Genomic DNA, 16,119 nt, shown 5'->3' with positions numbered 1-16,119 from the left:
CGATATCCCTAAATCTAGAGTAATACGGATTTGCAGGGTGACCATTCACTCAACTTGAGGATAGCAATACCAGGAGGAGCGTCAGGACTCAGAAGCCAGTCTCGTTGCTCACTCCCGACTCCCACTGAACCCCAAACGTCCCAGCTCAAATCGGGATGTTGCAGGTATCCCTGTTCTATCCAACCCCGATCGCGCAAGGTTCGTTACCAAAAAGAGATTAAGTTTTGTAAAATTTCTGTGAAACTTCCAGGTAGATCTCCCTCAGGATCGTCCAGAATATAAGCTGTATAGGCTTTTGAAGAGATTCTTAAATCTGTATCAAGGAATTAAGAGAAGTTGAAGTTTTAAAGTCAAACCGATATACTTTCAACGGTTTTGTAACTATCACTACACCTGAACGCTTAGAGAGGAGGTAAGGGGGTTGGCTAGGAGACGTAAGAGAAAAAGCCGTCGCCGTCAAGAAGGGCGCAGGGTTCTGGAGTTAGTGCCGCAGTTCAGCATTGAGAGCGGTGAGGAGAAACCGGTTACGGCAGCTCGCAAATTTATCCAAGACCAGGGCATCGCACCACCTGCGCTACTGCTGGTTAAGCGTAATGAGCATACCACGGATCGGTACTTCTGGGCTGAGAAGGGTCTTTTTGGTGCTCAGTATGTGGAAGAAAACCACTTTCTGTTCCCAAGTTTAAGACTATTGCTAAATGATGAAGATGCTCGCGTAACCCTAAATAGCCGTTAAAGTACAAAAGTTCGATTTATTTCATGCGATTTATTTCGATTTACAGGTATCTTTCGGGAAGCTGAGTTACTACGCACCGTTTTGTTTAATTCAATGACATAGCGTAAGCATCCTCATTTGAGACCTCCTCAGGTGAGGATATTTTGTCTCCGACCTCGGGTTCTAATCCTCCTCTTTAAATACCCAGTTCATGCCCTGAAACGATCGCTGCCCTGGGCCAATTCTGAAGAAATTAACAAAAGTTTAAGATAATATGGGGGGCAGTGGCCATCTGGATGGGGATGGCGGCCAGGAGTCCTTGCCGGTGTTACTCTTCGACCTGCTTCAGGTTAAGCCCTCGACACAGCTCTGCTAGTTCATCCCGATGGGCCGTGACCGAAATGGCACTCTGGCCAGCAGGAGTGGTCTCCTCAACCTTGAAGGAAACCTGCTCAACTCTACCCGCTTTTTGCCAGTAGAAGAGTCCGGCAGCGGGGGAAAGCAGCACCAGCCCCATTAGGATGGATGTCCATTCAGGCAGGAGGATGGCTAGAACCAGCGCCAGACAAAGCATTCCAGTAGCTGCAAGAGCGGCCAGAAATACCGCCAGAGGAAGGCTGGGCTTTACAAAACCCTCCAGTGTGACCTGATTCTGTTCGCCATCAATGTGCGTCACCTGGTAAGCCCGCTGGGCGAAATATTGCTTGAGTTGGGGCAGGAGTAAATCTTCCGGTTGCTCTGAAATAAGTCTGACCCTCTGAGTTCTATCTTTGACAGAAGCTCGAATAAAGAAGAACAACCCGATCATCAACAGCAAGGTGAGGAAAAATGTAGAAGGCAGAACAGCGTTATCCATGATTGTGCTCCGGTAGCGAGGGACGGGAGAAAAGACGGAAGTAGCGCGATCGTCCCGCTTCCTTTAAGGGAAAGAACAGGTACGTCAGGGGATTGACCGTAATAATGATATCCCGAACACCCCGTTGGGCCAGGGAAACCACTGCCCAGGCTACCCAGGAAGCTGACATCACCCCATAGGGATTCAACTGACTCTTGAACGGTCCCAGGATTAACTTGCGGATAGTGCAGGGAGCGTCCAGACGGCGCAGGGTAATCAGGTCTCCGATCGCCCGCTTGGACCATTCATATAGGGGACTCAACGCTGGACCCACCTCAGCTTCTGATGTGTTGACCCAGACCTCTTTCATAGCCCCCTGCTGGGCCGGAGAAACCGTCTTCAGAAATAGTTCCAGCCAGCGCCAGACTGATAGCGTATTCACCTCCAGAGACTTCTGGATGGCCGCTGGTGAACGATCACTGTACACATTAATACCGTGGTTCAGAATCAAAATATCCACTGTTTCCAGGTGGGATCCCAACTCAGCCTCCTGACCCAGGTGCCACTGGAGCACCTCGATCGGGCGATCGAACGTAGCCTCCGCAGAAGTGGTTAGGCCAATCACCCTGGCCCCCCGATCGCTCAGTTCCCGGATCAGAGCCCGTCCCAGAGTGCCCGATGCCCCAGTAATTGCGATAACTTTACCTTGAAATGGAGAACTGGTGTTCAGAACATTACCCATAATTCAGCGAAAGGGCTGCGATAGCAAGAATACAGCCTAGAGCTGCAGCCAGCCAAATAATTCTCCAACAGTGAGGTGGAAATCAGCCATCTGGTCGGGGATGGGCAAGACTTCCTGGACAGCTTCAAAAAATAGAGGTTGCTGGTGGGGTAAGTAAATGAGCAGCGATCGGCTCTCTGGATCAATCAACCAACCTGAAGGACAGCCAAAATTCAGATAATGCAGAATATTGCCCGTGACTCTGTTCTGATTTTGATCAGGAGCAAGAATCTCAATTGTCTAGTCTGGATGAGTTTGGAAAATATTGGTATTTGGAGCATACAGTTCTTTCCTGGGTTAAGGAGCACCAATGGAAAGGGCATTACCCATCGATCGACGAGTAATGCCCTATTCTAACCTCACGGGTCCTTACGGACGGGTAAAGGTGTATCCAGAATTTCCAGCAGCAGCTCCAGACGAGAAGGCCGTGTCAGGAGTGGCACCAGGTTAGGCAGACTGTAGTAGTCTCCGGCAAAGGTGAAGGTCTCGACCGGAATCTGCTTCTGCTTGAGTTGCTGTTCCACATACTCGCAGTAGCTACCCACCCGGACAATCACCACATTTGGCATCACCGCGAACTCCTTCTGGTAGTTCAGGTAAGCCTCCAGGAAGTAAGGAGAGGTGTTCTCTCCCTCATCCGTCACCAGGATGATCTGATCCACCACTTGCTTCTTCCGGCGCATCGCCTCCAGAGCACAACCAACGCTGGTGCCACCACCGGCATTGATCAACTGGAAAGCCCGCTCCCAATCGGTCAACTCCTTGCCCTTTGCCGTTACGGGGTAAGGCAGGGTGTCGAAGGCGTAGACAAACAGGTCAGCCTGGGTAATTCCAGAAATCAGTGCAGCCAGCCGCTTACCGATCTCGATCGCAGCGTCCATAGAACCAGACTTGTCCACCAGTAGGGCAGTAGGCCGGGCGATCGTACCCCGACGCTTCACCTGCTCGTTGGTCACCTGCTCCAGTTTGGCTACCGTCTCGGCATCCAACTCAGTTGCATCGGCAGCCACCCGAGCCTTGAAGGCAGAGATCCGCTCGCTCTTCTGAGCCGCCTCCAGTTTGCGATCGATGAGCGCCTTCACCTCAGGGTGATCCAGGGCACCCCGGGCCTTGAGGGCCTTGAGGGTGTTGATCACTTCCTGGGGGGTCATGCTATTGATCAGAGCCACCAGCACCGTTGGGGTCAGTTGCTGAATCGCACCGATCGCGATCGTGTAGGGGATATTGAACTCCACGATCAGACGGGCCTGCTCCGCTGCACTGGTGGCCTTCGCCAATTGCTTCAGAATCGCAGCCAGAGAGCCCTCAGGAGGCTCATCCCGGAACAGGATAGCATTGGCCCGCTCACCAGGCTTAATGTGTAGACCCGCGTACAGGTGCTTCATCGCCTTCCGACCCCGCAGGGCAGCCCGATCGAACAACGCAGGATTGCTCTCCCGTGCCTTCAGGTACCGTTGCACCGCTGTCCGAGCAGTACGAGGCACCTTGTTCCGGTGCTGTTTCATGAAGTCCACCACACGAGCCACCTGGTAAGGAGGCAACTCCTGCAGCAGCATGAAACCAGCTTCTCGGTGCTGCACCAGGGCACTGGTCAGCAGGTAAGCAACGAATACTTCCTTGTGGTCCCGCACATCACCATTCTGGTGGTACCAGACAGCCAGATGACCGTAGAAAATGGGGTCCAGATCAACAATCAACTGGTGAATCTCGGCCACCTGCTCCAGCTTACGGTGAGGAGTCGTCAGCAAGCTATTCAGCATCTCCAGCCGCAGGTCCCGCTCTGCAGTATTCATGGTCATCATCGCTCACCTCCATAAAAACTGGCCGCACAAGTTGAGAAAGCTACGCTGAGAGATATGGCTACCCTTCAGTTGGGCCTGCTTAAGGTCCAGGCTTGCAGCGTATTCCCCCGAATACGCACCATCTACGGTTGGTGGGAGTTTGTCAGCTTTCCTGGTCAGGGTGCGGCAAAGCTCAATCTAATAGGGTCACTTCATGCGAGTTAAAAAAGCTGTTCGGGTCACACTACAGGATTTGAACCTGCAATTGCTTGATCCTAAGTCAAGTGCCTTTTCCATTAGGCTAAGTATGTAAGCTTTTTCGATCGGGGCACGAAGTGCAAAAGGCTTAACCGTAAACTGCCTCTGGACGGATGATTAAATCGCCACTGGGACGCCGATCGATCACGTAGGCAGAGAGGCGATCGGGGCTCACATCTAGGTGCTGAGCAACCCGCTCCTTCACGACACGATCGTTCATATCTGTTGCCAATCCCAGATGAATCTCGGCTACGTCAAGAGAACGACCTTCAAACCGGATGTGAACCATAACAACCCCCTTTGCTCTAGCACCAGCATCCTGGTGCAAAGCTGTTTGATAAATCTCATACTGCAATCGTAATACATGTATGTTACATCGTCAAGCCGGTTCTCCAAAAATCTTGGATCCCGGTAGAGATCGGGATGAATGCCTGATTGGTTCAAACGACTCCGTTAAAAGCAACAAAAAACCCCGGCGTTAACCGAGGTGAAATGATTAGGAGAAACTTTGATCTCAATGCGTCACAAGTGAAAACTTAGCTCACAGCCAGAGAAGTCAGAATCAGCAGGCTGACAAACAGGGTTGCGATCGCGCCTTGCACGAGATAGCGGTTCTGCTGCTCTTGGGAAGGATATTCGGCGTAGTAAACGGAAGGCTCAGAAGCGTAGATGTTAGTCAAACCTTCGTTGCTGATAGTATTCATGGCTCTCTCCGGGTGATAGGGTGAATTACATCTCTCTGTTAACTAATGTAACAGATTCTAGAAATATTGCAACATATCTACATGGATGTGATATTAGCTTTTTCCCTATTTCCTATAAGCTGAGCTGATAGCATGAGGACGATCGCCACTCCAATGATTGTTTTTTGCGAGTCAATGAGTCTGGGGCCAGAATCATCACATACCTTGCAACTGCCAGGTGGTTCTCTAATGCATCCACTCATACCGAAGCTTGAAGACCGCTGGCAGCAGCTTTTACGATCGTTTGGAGTCTCCCCTACAGCCGCTCAATCAGCATTTGAGGCCCTGGCACAGGCATACACCAGTCCCCATCGGTCTTACCACACCTTGCAGCACATCGGACATGTCCTGCAGATGATCGATTGTTTGCAGGACTATGCTCCTAACCTGGAGATCGTGCAACTGGCAGCCTGGTTTCACGATATTGTCTATGACACCCAGGTTGGGGATAACGAAGAACGGAGTCGGGACTATGCGGTGACTGTTTTGCGAACTCTGGGCCTGACCGATCGGGTGATTGCAAGGATTGGCCACCTGATTCTGCAGACGAAACCCCATCTCCCTGATACTGGGGACCGGGATGGCCAGGTCTTACTGGATGCTGACTTGGCTATTTTAGGGAGCAACCCTGAGGAATACCGGGACTATGCCCAGGCCATTCGTCAGGAGTATGGGTGGGTTCCAGAAGCCCGCTATCAAATGGCCCGAAAACAGGTCCTAAAAAGTTTTTTACAGCGTCCCCAGATTTACTTCACACCGTTGATGTACGAGCAGATGGAAGCGATCGCGCGCCAAAACTTGGAAGAGGAAATTCGCCTTTTATCCCCGCTTGGAAGCGGGGGGTCGTAAGGTCAGGGTGGGCTGAGGAATGGAAGACCTATGGCAAAAGCCAGCCCTGGAAACTCCAGAACTGGCTTTCAACGTATCTATAGAGATTTATTTTTAGGGTCTTTATTTAGCTGACCCCATTTCAAACTGTAATCAGTGTTACAGGATTTTCGGGATCAGACCAGCTTTTTAATGCTTTCTTAATGTTGTATGACCAAGACTGGAAGTCAGGATGTCCAGCCCCAGGCAGCCTGGAGCGGAACATCGGGGAGGGGGCGGGGCGGGAAGCAAGCGCCTACGCTTCAGATCCGATGTTCGTCGCACCCCTCAAATCAACAAATTGAGCAACGCGAATCCTGCTCTGGTGAGTCAACAGTTCCCTTCGACGCTGGTCCGGGAAGCGGAGCCGAACCAGGGTTCTGGTTGCTAAAACCGAGACCGCCATATCGGTAAACCTGAGTCATTGAGTCCCGGTTTTAACCACCAGAACCCTGGCAAACATCCTTTAGACCTCTGTCGAAACAGGGGCATCAGCGCTGTTCCCCTCAACCCGTGCTGCTTCAGTTGCCTCTGCCGCAGCCATCTGGACAGCCTGAGGGCTCAACCGGCTCCACAGCTTGGCTATCTGGGAGGCAATCTCCTGCCGCTGAATCACCAGGTAGACACTGATCAGGGTCAACCCTACCCCGATCCACTGGAAGGAAGTCAGAGTTTCCCCCAAAAACAGGCTGCTGAATAGCAGGGCAAAGACCGGTGTCAGAAAAATTAGGGAGCTGACACTGGTGAGATTCCCGACTGAAGCCAGGTAGAAGAACATGCCGTAGGTCAATGCAGTTCCAAATAGAGTGGCATAACCCAGAGAAACCCATCCCCCGGGATTGAGATCGCTCCACTGGTTGGCCTCACCCAGGGCAGACAGGGCAAACAGGGGTAAGCCTCCCAGCAGCATGTGCCAGCCTGTAGCCACAACGGCATCTGCATGCTGTTTGACATAGCGGATGATAATGGTGCCCAAAGACATAGAAAGGGCTGCCAGCAACATTAGCAGTTCTCCACTCTGGAGCAGCCCCTCCCAACTGAAGGCAGACATCCCACTTTGGAGAAAATCGATTTTGCCACTAAAAATCTGCATCAGCCATAGATCTGGTAACCCACAGAGGCCAATACCAGCCAGCCCGATCGCCAGCCCCAGCCAGCCCCACAGCCCGATCACATCCCCAAAGAGAAACCGGGCCAGCACTGCTACAACCAGGGGCTGAGCATCAATGAGCACGGCTCCCAAACCGGCCCCTGTACTCACCAATCCAGTGGTGAGAAACCCCTGAAACAGGGCTCCATCCACCAGAGAAAACAGGGCAATCCAGAGCCATGCTTTCCAGGTTTTCGGTTGAGGTAACTTCAAAAACAGCGTCAGGGCCAGAATCAGAATTCCAGCAGGCACCAGTCGAAACCCAGCCAGGAAGAGCGGTGTCGTGTTGGGAATCACCGCCTTCATGACCACCATGGAGGTGCCCAGAAAGAAAAAGGGAGCCACCAGAAACAGCGGTGACTTGGAGATATCCTGTTTTAGCAGCATAGGTGTTATGTAGGAAGGGTTAACCCTCTGATCCGTTCTGCTCTAATCCCAAAACAAACGGTTCAGATCCCAAAATTCTAAGGAACGGGCTCTGACCAAAGTGCAGTCTGCGATACCTCTGTGGTGACGATAGGGAGGATTGTATCTAAAGTGACAAAACCCTTTTTTGGTCCAAATGTATACTGTATACAATTGATGAGCCTAGATTTATGCTGGTAACAAAACAGCCTGTCCTCCAACGATTCTGGTATCCCGTCATGCCAGCCCATGAGTTGCGGGGTGGACCGAAATCATTTCAACTCCTGGGGCAACCGATCGTTCTCTGGCTTGATGCCGAGGGAAATCCCGCTGCTGCCCGCGATCGTTGCTGTCATCGATCGGCCAAACTGTCCCTCGGTAAAGTAGAGGAGGGCTGCATCACCTGCCCTTATCATGGCTGGCAATTTGACAGCCATGGCAACTGTGTCCATGTGCCCCAGCTCCCTGAAGGCCCCATTTCCCCCAGTTATAAAGTGGAGGCGTTCCGTTGTTCAGCACGCTACGGTTATGTCTGGGTCTGCCTGGGAGAGCCCCTCACCGAGATTCCGGAGATTGCCGAGGCCGCCGATCCAGCCTATCGTCTGATCCACGAATTCTATGAACCCTGGAATTGCGCCGGATTACGGGTGATGGAGAATGAAATGGACATGGCCCATCCCACTTTTGTCCACACAGGCACCTTTGGCAGCGAGGACCACCCCACTCCCGCATCCCTGGAATTGACAGAAACAGAGTGGGGCTTGCAGGTTCACAGTGTGCTGGGTGTGGTCAACCCGGAACTGCAACAGCAAAATCTGAAAATGGATTCGGCCCAAACGGAGCGGACTCTGGATATGGTCTGGTACCTGCCCTTTACAGTCAGGCTCCGGATTGCTTACCCCAATGGTCTGGAGCACATCATCGTTAACACCATGACCCCTATTGCTGATGGGGTCTCCCAGATGGTGCAGTTTTGCTTGCGGAATGACACGGAAGCGGATACCAGCACTCAAGCTATCATTGCCTTCGATCGGGCTGTGACCTTAGAAGATAGACGGATTCTGGAAACTACAGACTACGACGTTCCCCTCAGCCTGACCAAAGAGGAACACATGATGACGGATAAACCCGGAATTTTAATGCGAAAGAAAATGGCTGCCTTCCTCAAGGCTCACGGTGAGGTAGAGCAAACCAGGACCAACAATCTGCTGGCTTTGCAAAACCTGATGGATAGCCAGGGGCTGACGATCGAAGATCTGGTACGGGTTCTGCCGGAGGCCAGTCTTACGGCTAACTAGTGTTCCGTCAGGAAAATTTTGGTGGGTCGAAGACCCGCAAAAATTAACCCCAAGCAACAACCTGGATTTTGGCTGCCCGTCAATCATTGATTGACTGACCACTAGTGTTCCGTCAGGAAAATTTTGGTGGGTCGAAGACCCACAAAAATTAACCCCAAGCAACAACCTGGATTTTGGCTGCCCGTCAATCATTGATTGACTGACCACTAGTGTTCCGTCAGGAAAATTTTGGTGGGTCGAAGACCCACAAAATTTAACCCCAAGCAACAACCTGGATTTTGGCTGCCCGTCAATCATTGATTGACTGACCACTAGGATAGGCTGGAACTAGGGCGCTGATACGCTAATTCCCCTGCCACGTAGGTCGCCTGAATGGCCCGATCGTCTCCCAGCATAATCAGGCCAAACAACTGTTCAGCCAGAGCTTCCAGGGAGGGGGCGGGCATACCCTGATTTCGAACAGCCATCAGGGGCGTGGCCTGCAAATCCAGCACAACAAAATCTGCCTCTTTACCAACGTCAAAGTTGCCAATTTTGTCGTCGATCGTCAGGGCTCTTGCCCCCCCCAGAGTAGCCAAGTATAAGGCTTTGAACGCAGAAAGCGCTTCTCCCTGCAGTTGAGCCACCTTGTAGGCTTCGTTGGCCGTTTGGAGTAGGGAAAAACTGGTTCCCGCCCCCACATCTGTGCCCAGGCCCACTTTGACAGGACAGGCCGCCGATTTGGCCCGGTGTAACTTAAACAGCCCACTGCCTAAAAACAAGTTGGAGGTGGGGCAAAAGGAGATGGCCGATTTTGCCTCAGACAGGCGCTGAAACTCCTGTTCCGTTAATTGCACTCCATGGGCAAAGACCGATCGTTCCCCCACCAAACCTGCTCGATCGTACACATCCAGATATCCAGTGCTCTCAGGAAACAGCTCTGCCACCACCGCCACTTCTTTCACATTTTCAGACAGATGCGTATGCAAATAAACATCAGGGAATTCTTGCAACAATTTACCCGCAAGCTGGAGTTGTTCTGGGGTTGATGTAATCGCAAATCGAGGGGTAACTGCATACAGCAATCGTCCCTTTTTATGCCACTTCTGAATCAGGTGTTTGCTCTCTTCATAGGCCCGATCGGGGGTATCTCTTAAAAACTCCGGCGCATTTCGATCCATCAAAACTTTGCCTGCAATCATCCTCAAATTGCGCTGACTGGCCTCTGCAAAAAAGGCCTCGACCGATTCGGGATGAACGGTGGCAAAAACCAGAGCAGTTGTCGTGCCATTTTTCAATAATTCATCCAGAAATAGGGAGGCCATCTTGCTGGCATAGGTCTGATCTTTGAACTTTCCTTCCACAGGAAATGTATATTTATTCAGCCACTCCAGTAATTGTTCGCCATAGCTGGCAATCATTTCCAGTTGAGCATAATGAATATGGGTATCAATAAATCCTGGCATAATCAACTGGCCAGGGCAGGTCGTAATCGGAATTTTGGTATATTTTTCCTGCAGTTCTGAATAAGGGCCGAACGCCTGAATCATGCCCTCTGAACAGACCAGTAACCCATCTGGAACGTAGCGCACATTGGCCAATTCAGAACCATAAAAGGGGTCATTGATAAAATCCAGAAATGCACCACGAAAGCCCCTCAAAAAATTGTCAGAGATTGATGGCATAACAGCTACGGAATAGATTGAGATCAATGTATAGCAATCCAATCCAAACTCTCAATCCCCTACCCCAGAAGTACTCACAAAATCAGAATAAAATACCAGACCCCCATCTCCCTCGATCTCCAGAACTAGAGCGTTGCAGGTTATTTGTAGCTTTGAGTACATTTTTTAGTTTGCTGCAAAAGCCGATGAGGGAGTTCTTCAGATTTCAAACGACTTGCTATATATAGCTGTAAAAGTAACACCAAAATCAGATCAATGATGCAATGGGTCGGTGAGGAAGGGCTGAGCCAGGAATTTAGAGATCTTGTTGACTTTGTTTATCCCAGTGTGGGGGCATTGTTACAGCAATGCTATGTAAAAGTCATCTTCTCCACTTGGGGAAATCCGCCCAAACGATTGCAGTATATTGGCGTTTATTCTCCTGGCGATGCTCTGCCCACCATGCAGTTGCAGAAGAGCAAGTTGCGCCGAGTTGCTCAAATCATTGGGTTGCAGGATGTCGTTTGCATTAATGCTACCCGCATTGTGCGGGACCCCATGTCCAAGCTGAGAACCTCTGACCCCCGGTTTTGGCTGGAGCTGCAATGGATCATCAGTCAGAGCGATTCTGGCCTGAATTGAGGAAGAGAATAGTATGGCAAAGGTAATTTTCTATGAAAAACCAGGTTGTATTAACAACACCCGCCAAAAAGCCCTATTACAAGCTGCCGGTCATCTGGTGGAAGCACGCAATCTCCTCACGGAAAACTGGACAGCGGAGAGATTACGTCCGTTTTTTGGAGATTTGCCGGTAGCAGAATGGTTTAACCCCACAGCCCCAGCGGTTCAAGTGGGTGAAGTTATTCCAGAGCAAGTTGATGCAGCCACAGCCCTGACTCTGATGATGGCAAACCCCTTGCTGATTCGACGACCGCTGCTGCGAGTGGGCGATCGTTATCTTGTGGGGTTTAATCCTGAAGTTGTTCAAGCCTGGATTGGGCTAGAAGCTGCCAGCCCAGAACAGCGGGCCATTCGCGATCACCTGATGCAACAGGATTTGCAAACCTGTCCTCACAATTCCTGAAAGAAGAGGGGAGGAGAGAGAAACCCCATCTGAATATCTGGCTATCACAGGGGATTGATTCTGTAAGGGCGCAGAGGTTGCGCCCTTACCTATGTTCATAGCGGTGGCTAGTCTGGTTGGGAGGTAATAACGCCATTCCACCCCTAACCCCTGGTAGGACAGTCTTTCAGGTACATCTTCATCAGCAAAAAGGGTGTCACTGGCAGAACGGCCCCTTGCCCCAGTTCAATGTGCCAGTAGTTCCAGCCGAAGCAGGGAGCTTCTAACTTCCAGCCTTTGCTTTTCAACCATTGTTGAATTCTGGTATCGCGGTAAGCATCTTCCAGGGTCATTGAAGGGCGAGATAGGGTGGCAGCAGACATAAGCATTAATACCTAACTCAATACTCCTATGGTAATCCGCTCTTTTTCCATCCAACCTGGGATCACACCATTCTTGATGGGAGTTTGCCCTTCTTAACGCAGACTCGACATTCGTTCACAAAATCAGGGCTGTTCTCAGCAAAAGTAACCCTGAATAAGACCCCACTTGCCATTAACCAGCCAGCTCTGATCCTTCTGGGGTAAGGTTCTCAGTTGTTCAGAGTCCAGGCCAACCACAATCTCAGATTTCAGAATTCGCAGGGCTACCAGGGAAGTAGGGAAGTAGGCCAGAATGTCTGCCAGAGGGGTGGTAAAGGGCCAGTGACGATCGCCCAGGAGGCGACGGTAGTTCGCATCCCCTTTGATTACCACCAGATTGGACTGGCTCAGATCCTGGTGCAGGTTAGCGGGCATTTCCCAGAATACCAGGGGGGCAGTCCAGAAGGGATCTGCAACAAGACGCAACTGTCCCTGTTCCAGGAAGCCTTGCAAGCGTTCGGCCACAGACCGGGTAGCCACATCGGCAGCCAGAGCCGTGAGGGTGTGGTGCAGATCCCCGATCGTGGCATCCGAAACAAAGGTGGGGTGGGATTTCAGATGCAGATGTACGGTCTGGGCGATCGCGTCCCTCAGCAGTAGATCGATCAGCAACAGGTCACAGATTAGTTCAAATCCAGCATTGTCGGCAATCCAATCCAGTCGAGCATGGGACCGATCGAGCAGGATAGCCTGCAATGCTGGCGTATCATCGACCAGAATTCGATTCTGGTGCATAGTCTGGCCCAGAAATGCTGGAACTGTAGTCTCTGGCCGCAGGCTGAGGTCAGCCCGGTTGCCCCATAAGCTGCTGTAAATCAAGTCGTTCCAAGAGTCTCCCATGCCCTGAATATCCACCAAAGCCGTATGCAGCGCAGCCTGCTTCTGAGATCGGAACGGATCGATGCCCTGCCCCTCCTCTGGCTCAAAATAGCGGGTGGCTTCCAGCAGGCGACGGTAAAAGTAAACCTCAGCAAAAAACCAGGGCAGTTCCAGCCAGGGCTTTCCCAGCCAGGGTTGTAGATACGATCGCCAAGCTGCTGTGTCCGGTGCCTGATCCTGCAGGGGACGGACCCGGCCCCTCGATAAGTCCTCGGTCAGAGCGATCAGCCTGGCCCCAATCTCCGATGAAAAGTTATTTTCTGGGATCACACGGTGGGCGATCGTGGGCCAGCGGTGGGTCAGGGTGTGATGGGCAAAGGACCCTGGTTCCGACATCCTCAATGGCGGTGGCAAAGGCAGAGACAGTGACGGAGGTTGCATGGGTGGCTGATCACCAGCCCAAAGATTCATTGACGTTGGGAGCATGCACCACCAGCAGCGATCGTAGTAAGATCATTAAGTAATATTTCCATTTTAGAGAGTGTTAGGCTCCATGACGGCACAGATCCCTGCATCAATCTACGACGTTTCTGCCACAGGTCTAGATGGAACTTCAGTCTCATTCAACACGTATAAAGACAAAGTTTTACTGATTGTGAATACGGCCAGTCAGTGCGGCTTTACACCCCAATATCAGGGGCTGCAGGCCCTCTACGATCAGTATGCTGGTCAGGGACTGGTGATTCTGGGATTTCCCTGTAACCAGTTCGGTCAGCAGGAACCAGGAAACGCTGATCAGATTCAGTCCTTTTGTGAAACTCGTTTTGGGGTTTCCTTCCCCCTTTTCCAGAAAATTGAGGTCAATGGGAGTAATGCCCATCCGCTGTATCAATATCTGAAAAAGGCGGCACCAGGAATTTTCGGGACGGAGGGGATTAAGTGGAATTTCACCAAGTTCCTGGTCGATCGGAATGGCACGGTGGTTAAACGATATCCACCTACCACAAAGCCAGAGGAATTGGAAAAGGACATTCAAGGATTATTGATGCCCAAAAAATAGGGTCATGGCTATGCCATGACCCTGTCCCGTTGACTTAAGAGAATAGAGAGAACATTCCACTGAACTGCAAATCAGCCGATTTCAACCGACTTGCTTGCCATCCCCTATCAGGAGTGACGCTTTACAATTCCCACCCCGGCCAGGGTAATGATGGCAGCCAAACCAGCCAGAGGAGATGCTTCAGGGGTAGATTTCTTACAGCTATTGCGGGCATCATTCTGGGTGAACTTCGTTTCGTTGGTGCCATCGGTAGTGATGGTGTCAAAACTGGCGATCGCAAAACAGACCGTATTTGGCAGGTCAAACGTCCCACCGGGAGCCAGATTGATGTCTGCAACCATGGTGAGGGTGGGGCTGTTAAAGTTAATCGGTAGCGGAAAATCCCCAGCGGCGGTTTTACCCGTAGCAATGGGCAATTTCGGTGCAGAGGTTGGCGCAATGTAGGTCAGAATATTGCCCAGGTTTCCACCTGCGGGCGACTGAGCTGCAAAGTCGATCTGGAGCTTGTCGGTCGCATTGGAGTTTAAAACATTGCCATCCATGTAGGACTGGCCAACGGCATAGGGACCGAAGGGGAAGCCCTCAAAGGTTTCGGAGACTGTCAGAAAATCAGCGAGATTCAAATTACCCGTATTTCCTGCCGCTGCTTGAATCTTAAATCCAGACAGGCTGATAAACACCCCTGGCAGAGTGCCACCGGTCTGGGTGGAGAGTAAAACGTTACCTTGCTTGGCTGTGGCGAAACCAGTCACCGTGGCTTCGTTAACGCCATCATCGAGAATAATATTTTCAAAGAAGAATGTGGTCTCAGCCGTGGGGTCATCGGCTAAATTCACCGCACCCGTCGCTTCACTGATTTCAGTAATGGGATTATTGTCCTGATCGTAGGCGTTATTGAAGTTTAAGATCAATGCCGCCTGGGATGGGTCAGAACTGAGACAAACCCCACCCAATGCGGAAGCTGCCAGCACAACCCACTGTCGAACATTAAAATTTGCTCTGCCCTGATCCATACCTGAACATCTCCTAGCCTGAATGTAGAGTTAATAAGTCAAAAGTTATTGGAGCACTCATCAAAAAACCAGCAACATCCGTTCCCAACTCGAAGCAAATCCTTTCACTTCAAGAAAACCATTTCCAATTACAGGGAAAACACTGGGATGCCTTCTCTGCAGAATTACCAGATCAGACATCATAAGGCAGAGCATATTCTTCTGGAATAAGGAAGATCAAGGAGGAGCGGTCTGACTTCACAGAAAAAACATGGACTGAAACCGGCATGGCAGAGGGATCACAGGGCAGAAGGTCCTAAGTCAACGGGTTCAGGATTTGCAGTCTGAACTGGGCTTAATTAAAGCTTGAATAAAGCCTGTTCTATCCTTCAAGGAAACTTCATCTTGATGAAAAAGGTGCAAAGTTCAGAGTGGGGTGATTGAATCTTGAACTGTACTGTTCAGGATCAGCAGTTTAATGTTCTTTGAAGCAGCTTCATCTTGATGAAAAACGTGCAAAGTTCAGAGCAGAATGATTGAATCTTGAAAAGCAATCATTGAGATAGTAGTTTTGAATTTCAAAGCACAACATTGAACCCTAACTGGATTGACTGATAAAACGCCTGAAACCCTTAGGAATGAGAATTAAATAACACCGATAAACTTCTGCTTGCCCTCACCCCCCTGCCCCCTCTCCCGGCGGGAGAGGGGGAGGGGTTGGGGGTTGGGGGTGAGGGCTGAAAATCTCGGAGTTATTAAATCCACGCTCCTTAAAATCTATAGGTTGGGTTGAGGTCCGAAACCCAACGCAAAACCCTTGACAATGTCGGGTTTCCCTTTGCTCCACCCAACCTATTAGCACGGCAAGCTTAAACTGTTGGTTTGATCACGGGACAGTTCAAGCGTTTTAGAGACGTTTGACCTAACAAATTAGATTTGCCGTGCTACTACGTGAAAACTGTCGTCAGTCAATCATAATCCTGACTTTTTGCTGCCCTGAGGAATGATCTTCGGCCTCTTCAGAAAGTCAAAGATTTAAAGCAATCCAAAAAAAACGCTCAATAACTATCAACTTACGAAGTGATAATTTGAAGCCCCGCCAAGGTCTGGTTAAGGCTAATTCATTAAGTAATAATGCGGTTTCCAGACCGCTTCGCGTCGAGATTGTAAAAGGGAAAAGTTTCGTAAGTTGTTCTCTCTCAGCAGATTCACAGAAACTCAGGTGCTATTGGCCTGGTTTTTGTAACCTTAATCCCTTTTCTTTGCGGAAAGACTGCGATAGTATCA

General features: G+C 50.6%; 18 protein-coding genes and 1 tRNA gene. 7 read left to right on the top strand and 12 right to left on the bottom strand.

The features are described from left to right. The first annotated feature begins 421 nt into the window (after nt 1-421). The gene (locus BST81_RS15965; protein ID WP_075599505.1) at nt 422-736 is read left to right on the top strand and encodes a DUF3155 domain-containing protein; all 315 of its coding nucleotides are present in this window, start codon (nt 422-424) and stop codon (nt 734-736) included. Between the two features lie 307 nt (nt 737-1,043). Here BST81_RS15965 and BST81_RS15960 read toward each other — a convergent pair whose 3' ends face one another. The 7 genes from BST81_RS15960 to BST81_RS27595 form a co-directional block, all read right to left on the bottom strand. Beyond that, the gene (locus BST81_RS15960; protein ID WP_075599504.1) at nt 1,044-1,571 is read right to left on the bottom strand and encodes a cofactor assembly of complex C subunit B; all 528 of its coding nucleotides are present in this window, start codon (nt 1,569-1,571) and stop codon (nt 1,044-1,046) included. Beyond that, nucleotides 1,564-2,292 carry a bifunctional sterol desaturase/short chain dehydrogenase gene (locus tag BST81_RS15955; protein WP_075599503.1) on the bottom strand — a complete coding sequence of 243 codons (729 nt, stop codon included), beginning with the start codon at nt 2,290-2,292 and terminating at the stop codon, nt 1,564-1,566. The genes BST81_RS15960 and BST81_RS15955 overlap by 8 nt, the downstream gene beginning before the upstream one ends. A 36-nt stretch (nt 2,293-2,328) precedes the next feature. After that, nucleotides 2,329-2,562 carry a Uma2 family endonuclease gene (locus tag BST81_RS15950; protein ID WP_290439445.1) on the bottom strand — a complete coding sequence of 78 codons (234 nt, stop codon included), beginning with the start codon at nt 2,560-2,562 and terminating at the stop codon, nt 2,329-2,331. Nucleotides 2,563-2,690: 128 nt separating this feature from the next. Then, nucleotides 2,691-4,133 carry a vWA domain-containing protein gene (locus tag BST81_RS15945; protein ID WP_253188326.1) on the bottom strand — a complete coding sequence of 481 codons (1,443 nt, stop codon included), beginning with the start codon at nt 4,131-4,133 and terminating at the stop codon, nt 2,691-2,693. A 217-nt stretch (nt 4,134-4,350) separates the two neighbouring features. After that, nucleotides 4,351-4,423, bottom strand: a tRNA-Leu gene (locus BST81_RS15940). Nucleotides 4,424-4,458: 35 nt separating this feature from the next. Then, nucleotides 4,459-4,659, bottom strand: a complete 201-nt coding sequence (locus BST81_RS15935; RefSeq protein ID WP_075599671.1) for a hypothetical protein — start codon at nt 4,657-4,659, stop codon at nt 4,459-4,461. Between the two features lie 247 nt (nt 4,660-4,906). Beyond that, complete coding sequence (locus BST81_RS27595; protein WP_143780365.1) at nt 4,907-5,074, bottom strand: ssl1498 family light-harvesting-like protein; 168 nt, start codon at nt 5,072-5,074, stop codon at nt 4,907-4,909. A gap of 228 nt (nt 5,075-5,302) precedes the next feature. Here BST81_RS27595 and BST81_RS15930 point away from each other — a divergent pair, with 228 nt between their 5' ends. Both BST81_RS15930 and BST81_RS15925 read left to right on the top strand, forming a co-directional pair. After that, the gene (locus BST81_RS15930) at nt 5,303-5,962 is read left to right on the top strand and encodes a hypothetical protein (protein ID WP_075599670.1); all 660 of its coding nucleotides are present in this window, start codon (nt 5,303-5,305) and stop codon (nt 5,960-5,962) included. A 211-nt stretch (nt 5,963-6,173) separates the two neighbouring features. Beyond that, a complete protein-coding gene (locus tag BST81_RS15925) occupies nt 6,174-6,371 on the top strand; it encodes a hypothetical protein (protein ID WP_075599502.1) in 198 nt (65 codons plus the stop codon). A 75-nt stretch (nt 6,372-6,446) separates the two neighbouring features. On the opposite strand, the gene BST81_RS15920 is transcribed toward BST81_RS15925, so the two are convergent. Further along, nucleotides 6,447-7,517, bottom strand: a complete 1,071-nt coding sequence (locus BST81_RS15920) for a DMT family transporter (RefSeq protein WP_075599501.1) — start codon at nt 7,515-7,517, stop codon at nt 6,447-6,449. Between the two features lie 209 nt (nt 7,518-7,726). Here BST81_RS15920 and BST81_RS15915 point away from each other — a divergent pair, with 209 nt between their 5' ends. Next, nucleotides 7,727-8,833, top strand: a complete 1,107-nt coding sequence (locus tag BST81_RS15915; RefSeq protein ID WP_083636897.1) for an aromatic ring-hydroxylating dioxygenase subunit alpha — start codon at nt 7,727-7,729, stop codon at nt 8,831-8,833. A gap of 311 nt (nt 8,834-9,144) precedes the next feature. Here the strand turns inward: BST81_RS15915 and guaD are convergent, their stop codons facing one another. Then, nucleotides 9,145-10,497 (bottom strand): guanine deaminase, encoded by a 1,353-nt coding sequence (guaD, locus tag BST81_RS15910; protein ID WP_075599500.1) that lies wholly within the window; start codon nt 10,495-10,497, stop codon nt 9,145-9,147. A 255-nt stretch (nt 10,498-10,752) separates the two neighbouring features. Between guaD and BST81_RS15905 the strand changes: the two genes are divergently transcribed. Continuing rightward, nucleotides 10,753-11,118 carry a hypothetical protein gene (locus BST81_RS15905; protein ID WP_216351362.1) on the top strand — a complete coding sequence of 122 codons (366 nt, stop codon included), beginning with the start codon at nt 10,753-10,755 and terminating at the stop codon, nt 11,116-11,118. Nucleotides 11,119-11,131: 13 nt separating this feature from the next. Then, nucleotides 11,132-11,560 carry an ArsC/Spx/MgsR family protein gene (locus BST81_RS15900; RefSeq protein ID WP_075599498.1) on the top strand — a complete coding sequence of 143 codons (429 nt, stop codon included), beginning with the start codon at nt 11,132-11,134 and terminating at the stop codon, nt 11,558-11,560. Nucleotides 11,561-11,703: 143 nt separating this feature from the next. Here BST81_RS15900 and BST81_RS15895 read toward each other — a convergent pair whose 3' ends face one another. Beyond that, on the bottom strand, nt 11,704-11,922 hold the full coding sequence (locus tag BST81_RS15895; RefSeq protein ID WP_075599497.1) for a hypothetical protein: 219 nt from the start codon (nt 11,920-11,922) through the stop codon (nt 11,704-11,706). 135 nt (nt 11,923-12,057) lie between these two features. Next, nucleotides 12,058-13,221 (bottom strand): damage-control phosphatase ARMT1 family protein, encoded by a 1,164-nt coding sequence (locus BST81_RS15890; protein WP_075599669.1) that lies wholly within the window; start codon nt 13,219-13,221, stop codon nt 12,058-12,060. Nucleotides 13,222-13,333: 112 nt separating this feature from the next. On the opposite strand from BST81_RS15890, the gene BST81_RS15885 reads away from it, so the two are divergent. Then, nucleotides 13,334-13,840 (top strand): glutathione peroxidase, encoded by a 507-nt coding sequence (locus tag BST81_RS15885; protein WP_075599496.1) that lies wholly within the window; start codon nt 13,334-13,336, stop codon nt 13,838-13,840. 107 nt (nt 13,841-13,947) lie between these two features. Here BST81_RS15885 and BST81_RS15880 read toward each other — a convergent pair whose 3' ends face one another. After that, nucleotides 13,948-14,853, bottom strand: coding sequence for a hypothetical protein (locus tag BST81_RS15880; protein ID WP_075599495.1), 906 nt, complete (start codon nt 14,851-14,853; stop codon nt 13,948-13,950). Between the last annotated feature and the right edge of the window lie 1,266 nt (nt 14,854-16,119).

Source organism: Leptolyngbya sp. 'hensonii' (genome assembly GCF_001939115.1).
In the GTDB taxonomy this organism is placed as follows: domain Bacteria; phylum Cyanobacteriota; class Cyanobacteriia.
The sequence above is the reverse complement of the archived record's forward strand: the minus strand, read 5'-3'. Positions and strand labels throughout refer to the sequence as shown.

What these genes read in the sequence shown, in the direction of transcription:
- BST81_RS15960 (WP_075599504.1), bottom strand. Translation starts at nt 1,571, where the DNA reads ATGGATAACGCTGTTCTGCCTTCTACATTTTTCCTCACCTTGCTGTTG.
- BST81_RS15955 (WP_075599503.1), bottom strand. Translation starts at nt 2,292, where the DNA reads ATGGGTAATGTTCTGAACACCAGTTCTCCATTTCAAGGTAAAGTTATC.
- BST81_RS15945 (WP_253188326.1), bottom strand. Translation starts at nt 4,133, where the DNA reads ATGATGACCATGAATACTGCAGAGCGGGACCTGCGGCTGGAGATGCTG.
- BST81_RS15935 (WP_075599671.1), bottom strand. Translation starts at nt 4,659, where the DNA reads ATGGTTCACATCCGGTTTGAAGGTCGTTCTCTTGACGTAGCCGAGATT.
- BST81_RS27595 (WP_143780365.1), bottom strand. Translation starts at nt 5,074, where the DNA reads ATGAATACTATCAGCAACGAAGGTTTGACTAACATCTACGCTTCTGAG.
- BST81_RS15930 (WP_075599670.1), top strand. Translation starts at nt 5,303, where the DNA reads ATGCATCCACTCATACCGAAGCTTGAAGACCGCTGGCAGCAGCTTTTA.
- BST81_RS15925 (WP_075599502.1), top strand. Translation starts at nt 6,174, where the DNA reads ATGTCCAGCCCCAGGCAGCCTGGAGCGGAACATCGGGGAGGGGGCGGG.
- BST81_RS15920 (WP_075599501.1), bottom strand. Translation starts at nt 7,517, where the DNA reads ATGCTGCTAAAACAGGATATCTCCAAGTCACCGCTGTTTCTGGTGGCT.
- BST81_RS15915 (WP_083636897.1), top strand. Translation starts at nt 7,727, where the DNA reads ATGCTGGTAACAAAACAGCCTGTCCTCCAACGATTCTGGTATCCCGTC.
- guaD (WP_075599500.1), bottom strand. Translation starts at nt 10,497, where the DNA reads ATGCCATCAATCTCTGACAATTTTTTGAGGGGCTTTCGTGGTGCATTT.
- BST81_RS15905 (WP_216351362.1), top strand. Translation starts at nt 10,753, where the DNA reads ATGATGCAATGGGTCGGTGAGGAAGGGCTGAGCCAGGAATTTAGAGAT.
- BST81_RS15900 (WP_075599498.1), top strand. Translation starts at nt 11,132, where the DNA reads ATGGCAAAGGTAATTTTCTATGAAAAACCAGGTTGTATTAACAACACC.
- BST81_RS15895 (WP_075599497.1), bottom strand. Translation starts at nt 11,922, where the DNA reads ATGTCTGCTGCCACCCTATCTCGCCCTTCAATGACCCTGGAAGATGCT.
- BST81_RS15890 (WP_075599669.1), bottom strand. Translation starts at nt 13,221, where the DNA reads ATGCAACCTCCGTCACTGTCTCTGCCTTTGCCACCGCCATTGAGGATG.
- BST81_RS15885 (WP_075599496.1), top strand. Translation starts at nt 13,334, where the DNA reads ATGACGGCACAGATCCCTGCATCAATCTACGACGTTTCTGCCACAGGT.
- BST81_RS15880 (WP_075599495.1), bottom strand. Translation starts at nt 14,853, where the DNA reads ATGGATCAGGGCAGAGCAAATTTTAATGTTCGACAGTGGGTTGTGCTG.